Annotated in this window: 14 protein-coding genes; 5 read left to right on the forward strand and 9 right to left on the reverse strand. The window is 39.9% G+C overall.

Annotated features, from left to right (window positions below; genetic code table 11):
- The first annotated feature begins 120 nt into the window (after positions 1 to 120).
- The gene (locus EKC99_RS14285) at positions 121 to 486 is read left to right on the forward strand and encodes a helix-turn-helix domain-containing protein (protein WP_009362214.1); all 366 of its coding nucleotides are present in this window, start codon (positions 121 to 123) and stop codon (positions 484 to 486) included.
- 17 nt (positions 487 to 503) lie between these two features.
- Here EKC99_RS14285 and EKC99_RS14290 read toward each other — a convergent pair whose 3' ends face one another.
- From EKC99_RS14290 to EKC99_RS14305, 4 genes are all read right to left on the reverse strand, one after another.
- Entirely contained in the window at positions 504 to 1670 is a 1167-nt protein-coding gene (locus EKC99_RS14290; protein ID WP_163152503.1) for an aminotransferase, read from the reverse strand.
- Positions 1670 to 2170 carry an Lrp/AsnC family transcriptional regulator gene (locus EKC99_RS14295; protein ID WP_009362216.1) on the reverse strand — a complete coding sequence of 167 codons (501 nt, stop codon included), beginning with the start codon at positions 2168 to 2170 and terminating at the stop codon, positions 1670 to 1672. Before EKC99_RS14295 ends, EKC99_RS14290 begins: the two co-directional genes overlap by 1 nt.
- A gap of 90 nt (positions 2171 to 2260) precedes the next feature.
- Entirely contained in the window at positions 2261 to 2764 is a 504-nt protein-coding gene (locus EKC99_RS14300; RefSeq protein ID WP_163152511.1) for a superoxide dismutase family protein, read from the reverse strand.
- 62 nt (positions 2765 to 2826) lie between these two features.
- Entirely contained in the window at positions 2827 to 3024 is a 198-nt protein-coding gene (locus tag EKC99_RS14305; protein ID WP_009362218.1) for a hypothetical protein, read from the reverse strand.
- A 113-nt stretch (positions 3025 to 3137) separates the two neighbouring features.
- Here EKC99_RS14305 and EKC99_RS14310 point away from each other — a divergent pair, with 113 nt between their 5' ends.
- The 3 genes from EKC99_RS14310 (at position 3138) to EKC99_RS14320 (ending at position 5279) form a co-directional block, all read left to right on the forward strand.
- Complete coding sequence (locus tag EKC99_RS14310; RefSeq protein ID WP_026011614.1) at positions 3138 to 3566, forward strand: hypothetical protein; 429 nt, start codon at positions 3138 to 3140, stop codon at positions 3564 to 3566.
- A 21-nt stretch (positions 3567 to 3587) separates the two neighbouring features.
- Positions 3588 to 4913, forward strand: a complete 1326-nt coding sequence (locus EKC99_RS14315; protein WP_163152505.1) for an ArsB/NhaD family transporter — start codon at positions 3588 to 3590, stop codon at positions 4911 to 4913.
- A gap of 69 nt (positions 4914 to 4982) precedes the next feature.
- The gene (locus EKC99_RS14320; protein WP_163152507.1) at positions 4983 to 5279 is read left to right on the forward strand and encodes a YuzC family spore coat inner layer protein; all 297 of its coding nucleotides are present in this window, start codon (positions 4983 to 4985) and stop codon (positions 5277 to 5279) included.
- Here EKC99_RS14320 and EKC99_RS14325 read toward each other — a convergent pair.
- The gene (locus tag EKC99_RS14325) at positions 5267 to 5416 is read right to left on the reverse strand and encodes a hypothetical protein (protein ID WP_009362222.1); all 150 of its coding nucleotides are present in this window, start codon (positions 5414 to 5416) and stop codon (positions 5267 to 5269) included. The genes EKC99_RS14320 and EKC99_RS14325 overlap by 13 nt on opposite strands.
- 111 nt (positions 5417 to 5527) lie before the next feature.
- Between EKC99_RS14325 and EKC99_RS14330 the strand changes: the two genes are divergently transcribed.
- Positions 5528 to 6112: a biotin transporter BioY gene (locus EKC99_RS14330; protein WP_163152509.1), complete on the forward strand. Its 585-nt coding sequence runs from the start codon at positions 5528 to 5530 to the stop codon at positions 6110 to 6112.
- 18 nt (positions 6113 to 6130) lie between these two features.
- Here EKC99_RS14330 and EKC99_RS14335 read toward each other — a convergent pair whose 3' ends face one another.
- The 4 genes from EKC99_RS14335 to EKC99_RS14350 all read right to left on the reverse strand — a co-directional run bounded on the left by EKC99_RS14335 (position 6131) and on the right by EKC99_RS14350 (position 8766).
- On the reverse strand, positions 6131 to 6838 hold the full coding sequence (locus EKC99_RS14335) for a 3D domain-containing protein (RefSeq protein WP_019417395.1): 708 nt from the start codon (positions 6836 to 6838) through the stop codon (positions 6131 to 6133).
- 97 nt (positions 6839 to 6935) lie between these two features.
- On the reverse strand, positions 6936 to 7259 hold the full coding sequence (locus tag EKC99_RS14340; protein WP_009362225.1) for a YuiB family protein: 324 nt from the start codon (positions 7257 to 7259) through the stop codon (positions 6936 to 6938).
- A 57-nt stretch (positions 7260 to 7316) separates the two neighbouring features.
- Positions 7317 to 7445, reverse strand: coding sequence for a YuiA family protein (locus EKC99_RS14345; protein ID WP_009362226.1), 129 nt, complete (start codon positions 7443 to 7445; stop codon positions 7317 to 7319).
- A 94-nt stretch (positions 7446 to 7539) separates the two neighbouring features.
- Positions 7540 to 8766, reverse strand: a complete 1227-nt coding sequence (locus EKC99_RS14350) for an NAD(P)/FAD-dependent oxidoreductase (protein ID WP_035020625.1) — start codon at positions 8764 to 8766, stop codon at positions 7540 to 7542.
- Positions 8767 to 9079: the final 313 nt, after the last annotated feature.

A 9079-nucleotide genomic window follows, 5' to 3' on the forward strand; every position in this document is an offset into this window, starting at 1 on the left:
AAAACAGCAGGGGTGGCAAGCTTTTTTTGTCGAAAACCGCATAAAATCAATAAAAACTTAGGGTATGTCTTTAAAACTTTTGACAATACCTAAACGAATTTTGGAGAGGTGGGAGAATAAATGAGTACAATTGGTGAAAATATTCGCATGTATCGGGAACAGCGAAATATGTCACAACAAGAGTTGGCCATGAAAGTTCGGGTAGGGGTAGCAACCATTCAAAAATACGAATCCGGGGAGCAAGTCCCTGACACACCAACTATTTTAAAACTTTGCACTGCGCTCGATGTCCCTGCATCTGAATTATTAGAGCGTGCCGATTTATCCAATTCATCTAGTCTCGATCCAGAAATCGAATATTTAATTAAAGAAATTGGCATTAAGCGCGCAAAACTTATTTTGCGAAAAGCAAAAGAATTTAGTGAAGAAGACTTTTTGCGCGTCATGCAAATGTTATATGAATTGAAATACAACAAAGAAAGCTGACAGCGCGTCAGCTTTTTTTACAGTCGTTCAAGAAATCGCTTCATGCGCCGAATCGCCTCTTGCAATTGTTCGAGCGATGATGCATATGAACAACGAATATATCCTTCCCCGCTTTCTCCAAACACATGGCCGGGAACGACAGCTACTTTTTCTTCTAACAATAAACGCTCTGCAAACTGCTCTGATGTCATGCCTGTTGACTGAATGGACGGAAATGCATAAAACGCCCCTCCCGGCATATGGCAAGAAAGGCCGATTTCATTCAATGATTGAACAAAGAAGTTGCGTCGTTGCCGATAGCTTTTTTTCATTTGTTCGACATCAGCCGCTCCATTTTGTAATGCTTCAATGGCAGCATATTGCGCCATCGTCGGTGCACACATCATCGTGTATTGATGAATTTTTAACATCGCCGTAGCGAAATCCCTCGGTGCAGCAATAAATCCAAGGCGCCATCCTGTCATCGCAAAGCCTTTCGAAAATCCATTAATTAAAATCGTTCGCTCTCTCATGCGATCAATTGCCGGAAAGCTTGTGTATTGTTCGTCGTAACATAACTCCGCATAAATTTCATCCGAAATGACAAGCAAATCATGCTTTTCTACAATGTGCGCAATTTGCATCAATTCTTTCGCATTCAACACCGCTCCTGTCGGATTGTTTGGCGAACAAATGATTAACGCTTTCGTTTTCGGCGTCACTACTTGCTCAATTTGCTCTGGTTGCAATTTGAATTGATGCTTTCCACTCGTTTGAACGGGAATTGGCACACCTCCAGCTAATGAAACAAGCGGTGCGTACGAAACAAAGCTCGGCTCAACAACAATGACTTCATCACCTGGATTCACAATGGCTCTAAGCGACACATCGAGCGCTTGACTTGCCCCAACCGTCACAATTATTTCATCAGCTGGATCATATAACACATGAAATCGACGCGCTACATAGTCGCTAATTTCTTTTCTTAACTCCCATAAACCTGCGTTCGCTGTATATGATGTATAGCCTTGTTCTAATGATAAAATGCAAGCTTCCCGCACACTCCAAGGGGTAATAAAATCGGGCTCGCCCACTCCAAGTGAAATGACCCCTTCCATACTTGCCGCTAAATCAAAAAAGCGACGAATACCAGACGGTTTTAAGCGTGATACAGTGTCAGATATATATGTTTTCGTCTTTTGCATCACGGAGCCACCACGATTCTTCGATCTTGATCACCTTGCTCAAACACGGTGCCGTCATGCTTATATTTCTTTAAAATAAAATGGGTTGTCGTTGAAATGACGGAATCGAGCGTCGATAATTTTTCAGAAACAAAATGGGCAATTTCAGACATGGAACGTCCTTCAATGACAACAGATAAATCGTAGGCACCAGACATTAAATAGACAGACTTAACCTCCGGAAAGCGATAAATACGTTCGGCTACCTCGTCAAATCCAACGCCACGCTTCGGTGTCACTTTGACATCGATCATTGCCGTCACCCCTTCATGGCCATCTACTTTCCGCCAGTCCACGATCGTTGCATATTGTACAATCACTTTCGCTTCTTCTAATTTTTTTATTATATCCTCCACTTCTGAAACCGATAGAGAAACCATTTTCGCCATCGTATCAATCGGCAGACGCGCGTTTTTTTCTAACAATTCAACAATTTCAATTTCTTTTTCAGTTAGTTTCATACAAATCCCCCCTGTCATAAATTTTCACACAATTTAGAAAAAAATGCACGCATTTTTTCAAAAAAATAAGCAAGACGACATCGCTTGCGACTACCGTTTTTTAATCACGCCGCATGCGATTCGCTTGCCTGCATTTCCTGCCGGCTGAGACATCCCATCATCTTTTCCTTCGTGGATGACAATCGATGTTCCGTTTTTGGTGAATAGGCCGTTTTTCTCTTCTGACAAATTGACATTCGGAGCCATCAATTGCACTTCCACCGTTCCATCTTCTTTTACAATTAAATTCGGTAAATCGCCTGCATGCGCTCCTTCCGGATGAAGGAGACCGTGCTCTTTTCCTTCTGGATTGAAATGTTCCCCAGCTGATTGAAATGTAGGTGGTTCACATGTTCCTTTGTCATGAATATGGATCGCATGTTCTCCTGGAGGCAGCCCTTTTAAATCAATATCAAGTTTCACTCCTTCAGGTTGCTGCGACATTTTAATCGTCCCAATCGAGTCACTATCTTCATTTATCATATTGACATCGACGTTTTTCACTTTCTCTTCCATACATCCGCTCAAAAGAAATAAAACGACACATATAATCATTTGACGCACAATAAGCCCTCCAACTACATATTTACAGCTTATTATGCCCAGTTTTTGTCCATTTAGTCGTTTACTTGTTGTTTTTTCAGCTGTTCTTCTAATTGCTTCGCTTTTTCTTCTTGACGTTTTGAAATTTTTATAATGGCCCGCATCGTCAACACAGCCGCAATAAAAAATGCCGTAAATGAAATGGCAGCAGGAATGTACTCTGTTTTATCTTCTGGGAAGTATAAAAACAATCCAAATATGATGTCAGTCATACAATCAACCTCTCCATATATCTTCTCACTCATTATATCATAAAGACAATTGTATCACTTCGCAAAAAGGAATATAATTGGATTCGTAAACAAAAAAGGGGAGGCGTATTTGTTTGAAAAACGTCGTGATCCACAAAGTCATCACATTCGTATTTACAGAAGCACAATTAAGGGGGTATTGGAACGAACAAAAACAAAAAATTCCATTTGAATCTTTAACAAATGAACAGTTGATGACATTAGCTGAAGATATGTTAGCAAACTCTTCTCATAGCCAACTAGAGCAACATATTTTAGATCACGGATGGCGGGTAAAAGAAGAAACAGAAGGTCAAGTTCTTGCAGAAGACGATTCCCGTGAGCATGTACATGTGGAAGTTATCGATACAACGAAACAAGGGTCACCATCCACAAAATTGTTTATCGATCGCTTATCACAAATCGAATGCGCGAACTGCGGGTTTTCTTTTTATATTCGCAATGTAAACGCTGACACGACGCATTTAACATGTCCAAGCTGCTCCCAGCCACTAAAAAAGTAAAAAAGAAAGGAATGACAGATCGTGCATGAGGCAATCACTCATGAAGTAAGCAATTTTCAATACTATGCGGCCATTGCAATCTTTTTGATTACATACGCCATTATCATCTCAGAAAAAGTGAATCGTGCTGTCATCGCTTTATTAGGTGCCGCTTTTATGATTATTTTCGGCATCGTTGATTTACATCAAGCATACACGCATCATATCGAATGGGGAACAATCACGCTTTTAATCGGTATGATGATCCTTGTTAGCATTACGAGCAAATCTGGTTTTTTCCAATATGTTGCGGTTAAAGCTGCAAAAATGGCGAAAGGAAGCCCAATTAACATTTTAGTCATTTTATCATTGCTGACAGCTGTTCTTTCTGCCTTTCTCGACAATGTGACAACCGTTTTGTTAATTGTTCCGGTTACATTTTCTATTACACGTATGTTAGAAGTAGACCCTGTTCCTTTTTTAATTTCTGAAGTGCTTTTCTCAAATATCGGTGGTACAGCAACATTAATTGGAGATCCACCAAACATTATGATCGGCTCTGCCAATAAACATTTAACGTTTAACGACTTTTTATTTAATTTAGGTCCTGTTGTTCTCGTCATCATGGCTGTTGTTATTGCTATTTTGTACGTGTTTTATCGCAAACGTCTTCAAGCAAATGCTGCGCTCATCGAACGGCTCATGAAACTCGATGAAAAACAATACATTAAAGATGCCGTACTATTGAAAAAGTCCGTTTCTGTGCTTGGATTAACAATTTTAGGTTTTATGCTCCATTCAGTGATTCACGTCGATGCGGCAGTCATCGCAATGACAGGCGCTGTCATTTTAATGATGATCGGCGTCAAAGAACACGACTTAGAAGAAGTGTTCGCTTCTGTTGAGTGGACAACCATTTTCTTTTTTGCTGGATTGTTTACACTCGTTGGCGGGCTCGTCGATATCGGGCTTATTAAAAGTTTGGCCGAGAAAGCATTAGAAATCACAGGAGGAGATATTCATTATGCGTCTTATTTAATTCTTTGGGTGTCTGGAATCGCTTCGGCAACAATTGACAACATTCCGTTTGTTGCAACGATGATTCCACTCATTCAAGATATGGCTGTCGGCATGGGGTTATCTCCAGACTCAGCACAAATTGACGTCTTATGGTGGTCGTTAGCGCTTGGCGCTTGTTTAGGTGGAAACGGGACGTTAATTGGAGCATCTGCAAACGTCATCGTTGCAGGGATTGCTTCACGTGAAGGTCATGGGTTTAGCTACTTTGATTTTCTAAAAATCGGGGCACCGCTGACGCTCATTTCCTTGCTTATTTCACACGCGTATATTTTCATTCGTTACTTATAAAAACGCTCAAGGCTCGCCTTTGAGCGTTTTTTTCTTTTCGTCATATAATGCTTCCAAGGAGGGAGAACAATGTATCCAAACGTTGATATTACACAATTTACACAATCAGCAAAAGCGATACAAAAACTATTGAAAGATGCCACGACCATTTCGACAAAAATCGCAAACGATCCTACTTTTGCAAAACAGTTAATGGAAAAAGCCCAACAATCAAAACAAGAAGAAGTACAAAAGCAACTTCAATCCATCGGCATCGAATCGGAAATGAAAATCTCTTTTAATCCAAATACGATTCACATTACACTTTTACCAAAAAAAGGCGAGTCGCCTTGTTGCCAACTCACCTTCTTGCTTTACTGGCGATAATTCGGTGCCGCCATCTGCTTTTCACCGATATAGGCTGCATCGCGCAAATCATGTCCATCATCCGTTTCACTTATATGAATCATATCTTCTTTTGCACCTAATCGATTTGCGCGAAGCAATTGTTCCTCTTCCCTCATTGTCATCCCCTCCGTATTGTTATGTTGCACAAGTACGTCGCACTTATGTATTGACATTTTTTGTTTTATCATATACCATTTCGTTAACGAATAAAAAAAGGAGGTTAACAAATGCGAGCGAAAGATTTAACGTTTATCGCCATGTTTGCAGCGTTAATGGCGATCGGAGCAAACATAACATCGTGGGCTCCTTTTCTCGTGATTGGTGGAGTTCCAATTACGTTACAAACATTTTTTTGCGTATTAGCTGGCGCCATTCTTGGAGCAAAACGAGGAGCAATAGCAATGACTGTATATATGCTCATCGGGTTATTCGGCGCACCTGTTTTCGCCCGTTTTAGCGGAGGGTTTTCAACGATCGTTGCCCCAACGTTTGGCTTTATTCTTTCTTTTATTCTTGCAGCATACGTCACTGGTTTACTTATTGAAAAAAGTGCAAATCGTTCCGTAGCACGCTTTATCACAGCAACAATTATCGGCATGATAATTAACTACGTTGTCGGCACAAATTGGATGTATGCCGCATTCAAATTATGGGCTGACGCGCCAGAAGGTTTTTCTTATACGATGGCATGGAGCTGGATGCTCGTTCCGCTTCCAAAAGATATCATCTTATCGGTCGTTGCCGGTGTCATTGCACCACGCATTTATAAAGCCCTAAACGAACATCAAGCATATAACAAATACGTTGCATAACAAGAAAAGGAAGTTCGGTTATAGACCAACTTCCTTTTCCTCTTTCTTTATATATTGTTGCCGAAAAACTTGCATCGATTCATTTTCGTTCAGTGCAATCATCTCTTGCTCAGATAATGTTCCATCTCCGCGTTTGACGACATATACGTTCACTTTTTTCTTTCCCCAATGTTTATACACATCATCTACTGTTTCGTAATATAAATCAATTTTATGACCTTTAATCGCTGATCCTGTATCTGCGACAACACCATATCCGTATCCCGGAATAAATAAAATCGTTCCAATTGGGAAAATGTTTAAATCTGCTGCAATCGTGGAATACAAATCACGTTTCACACGCACACCGGAATATGTGATCCCATAACTCGGATGATCAGGCGTTTTTCCTGTTGATTCCACTCCAGCTGTATATCCTGTTGCTACAACAGTAACGGACGGATATTGCGACCAATCGAATGCTTCTTCTAACGTCAACGATTCGTTTGTTGTTTGTTGGGATGATAGTTGTGTCACTTGCTTTTCATTTTTTCGAAAACGATCTGCTACATACTCATACGTATCCGTTGAAAACAACGACTTGAATGAGAAAAAAGAAAAACGTGAAGGTGAAAACCAATCAGATAGCATCTTCGCTTCAACGCCTGATATCGATTGAAATGTCGTCATGAACGCACACATAAACAATACAACCATGGTCGTTCGTCTTAACCATTTTATACCCATTTATTCACTCCTCCCACGGTTGTATTTCTTTCCAACATTCAAAAAAAATATACATCCACCGCAAGAGAAATAAAAAAACCTCCACGATTGTGAAGGTTTAAAACATACGATATCCTTTTTTACGCAATGTTTGAATGACAATACCTGAAACGATTGCACCTACAATCCCGCTACTTAAAATGATTAAATCCGCACTCGCTAACGATCCTATTCGCTCTTTCACATGAGCAAAAGATGCGGATGGGTTTGTGACATAGTCCATTATAGAAATTTGATCAATCCACAATAATAAAACGAACGGGCTTAATATCGCCATCGTCCACGTCGTTCGTAAAATCATATTTAATAAAAAACCAATGCCAAAAAATAAAACAAAAAACAATAAGATAGAAATAAATAAAACAGGAATGCTCATCTCCATACGTTTTCACCTCCAATACACCATTTTAAGTGTACTGAAAGCGAAAACATGAGTCAATTATTGCTTCATTGCCACTTCATCTTTTTCTACTCCCGTCCCTTCACAATAGTGACAAGTTTCTGATCCTCCAACCGCAACATGAACATAACCGTTTCCCGCACAATATTGGCACGTTGTTTTATTCATAGCCCTCTCTCCTTTTTCTTAATTTTCAGATAATTATACATAAAAATATATCATTTGTAAAGAAAAAACGAGCGAAAAGTCGCTTCGCTCGTTTTTACAATAGCTTAAATTTTCCTTTTTTCGCAACAAGTGTTGGACCACCAATTAAGTAAAGGGCACGGTTGTCAATTACTTTTTTCATGACGCTCGCTTTTGCCCCCCAAATTTTCTTGCCAAATACGACGCCGATCGCATCATCGTGTCCAAGCGAACATACTGTTCCTTTGAGATCTGGTTTAAACGGTTGTAATTCCCCTTGACCACGAATTAACACAGCTAAGTTTTTCGCGCAAACTTCCCCTTGTTGCATTGCAATTTGCGCTGTTGGCGGATATGGACGGTTTGTTTCTTCGTTAATAATTAACGCACAGTCTCCAACAACAAACACATCTTCATGTCCTGGGGCACGTAAGAACGGATCCACTTTCACACGACCGCGCATCGCTTCAAATCCTGATTCGTCAATGACGCGACTTCCGCGTACTCCAGCCGCCCATACAACTGTTCCCGCTTTAATTTCTTCTACTTGATCGTCTTTGCTAACGATAATGCCTTCTGGTGTACATTCTTTAATCGCTGTACCAATTTTAAATTCGACACCTTTTTTCTCAAGAACATTTACCGCATATTCAACAAGTTCTGGGTCAAAACCAGGCAGAACTGTCGGTGCTGCTTCTACGCAGATGATGCGCACTTTATTTGGATCAACGTCATATTCACGGCAAAGTTCTGGAACACGGTTTACAAGCTCACCTAAAAATTCGATACCTGTAAATCCTGCACCACCAACGACAATCGTCAAACGCTCATCACGTTTTTCTTCTTCTGTGCTATATGTCGCAAATTGGTATTCAATATGCTCGCGAATTTGACGTGCAGCGTTGACGTTCGCAATCGAGAAGGCATATTCTTTTAAGCCTTTAATGCCAAACGTTTCAGATTCAAATCCAAGAGCAACAACTAAATAATCATACGTTAACGGCTCATGGTTTTGAAGCAACACTTGTTTTTGTTCGAGGTTGATTTTTTCAACCGTATCTTGAATAAATTTTACTTTACTTTGATCGATGACATCTGCAATTGCATAGCGAACGCGCTCGTGATGCAACGTTCCTGCAGCTGCCTCATGCAACCATGTTGATTCATAATGGTAATCATGTTTGTTGACAAGCGTAATGCTTGCCTCATTGACGCCAATCATCTTTTGTAAACGCGTCACTGTCATTAATCCACCATAACCTGCACCTAATACAACAACATTTGGCTTCTTCAAGCGAATCACTTCCACCTTTTCTTATTTTTTTTAGCTTGCGCTTGTTGAACGATTTTTATCGTTTAAAAAGTTTGTGAATTTATTCACGAAATAGACCAAAAAAATACAACGTTTTGTAACAAAGTTGTCATTTCTACGTTAACATCTTATTCTTTTTTTCTCTCTTTTTCAAGAGTTATTTGTTCAATTTTTGGCCATAATTTTTGTCGAGTTCATGTCGAAATTTTCAAAGTATGAGTAAAATGTTTGTGGGAGAAAAAAAGACAGGTTCCTGATTTGGTATAATCAGGAACCTTTCCGATATGTAAGTAAAATAGATGAA

Origin of the sequence: Anoxybacillus sp. MB8 (genome assembly GCF_011006755.1) — a bacterium.
Lineage (GTDB): Bacteria > Bacillota > Bacilli > Bacillales > Anoxybacillaceae > Anoxybacillus > Anoxybacillus gonensis.

Excerpts from the sequence above, each read along its gene's own strand:
- EKC99_RS14295 (WP_009362216.1), bottom strand. The coding sequence starts at position 2,170 with ATGAAACTAACTGAAAAAGAAATTGAAATTGTTGAATTGTTAGAAAAA.
- EKC99_RS14305 (WP_009362218.1), bottom strand. The coding sequence starts at position 3,024 with ATGACTGACATCATATTTGGATTGTTTTTATACTTCCCAGAAGATAAA.
- EKC99_RS14340 (WP_009362225.1), bottom strand. The coding sequence starts at position 7,259 with ATGGAGATGAGCATTCCTGTTTTATTTATTTCTATCTTATTGTTTTTT.
- EKC99_RS14330 (WP_163152509.1), top strand. The coding sequence starts at position 5,528 with ATGCGAGCGAAAGATTTAACGTTTATCGCCATGTTTGCAGCGTTAATG.
- EKC99_RS14290 (WP_163152503.1), bottom strand. The coding sequence starts at position 1,670 with ATGCAAAAGACGAAAACATATATATCTGACACTGTATCACGCTTAAAA.
- EKC99_RS14335 (WP_019417395.1), bottom strand. The coding sequence starts at position 6,838 with ATGGGTATAAAATGGTTAAGACGAACGACCATGGTTGTATTGTTTATG.
- EKC99_RS14300 (WP_163152511.1), bottom strand. The coding sequence starts at position 2,764 with ATGATTATATGTGTCGTTTTATTTCTTTTGAGCGGATGTATGGAAGAG.
- EKC99_RS14285 (WP_009362214.1), top strand. The coding sequence starts at position 121 with ATGAGTACAATTGGTGAAAATATTCGCATGTATCGGGAACAGCGAAAT.
- EKC99_RS14320 (WP_163152507.1), top strand. The coding sequence starts at position 4,983 with ATGTATCCAAACGTTGATATTACACAATTTACACAATCAGCAAAAGCG.
- EKC99_RS14345 (WP_009362226.1), bottom strand. The coding sequence starts at position 7,445 with ATGAATAAAACAACGTGCCAATATTGTGCGGGAAACGGTTATGTTCAT.
- EKC99_RS14325 (WP_009362222.1), bottom strand. The coding sequence starts at position 5,416 with ATGAGGGAAGAGGAACAATTGCTTCGCGCAAATCGATTAGGTGCAAAA.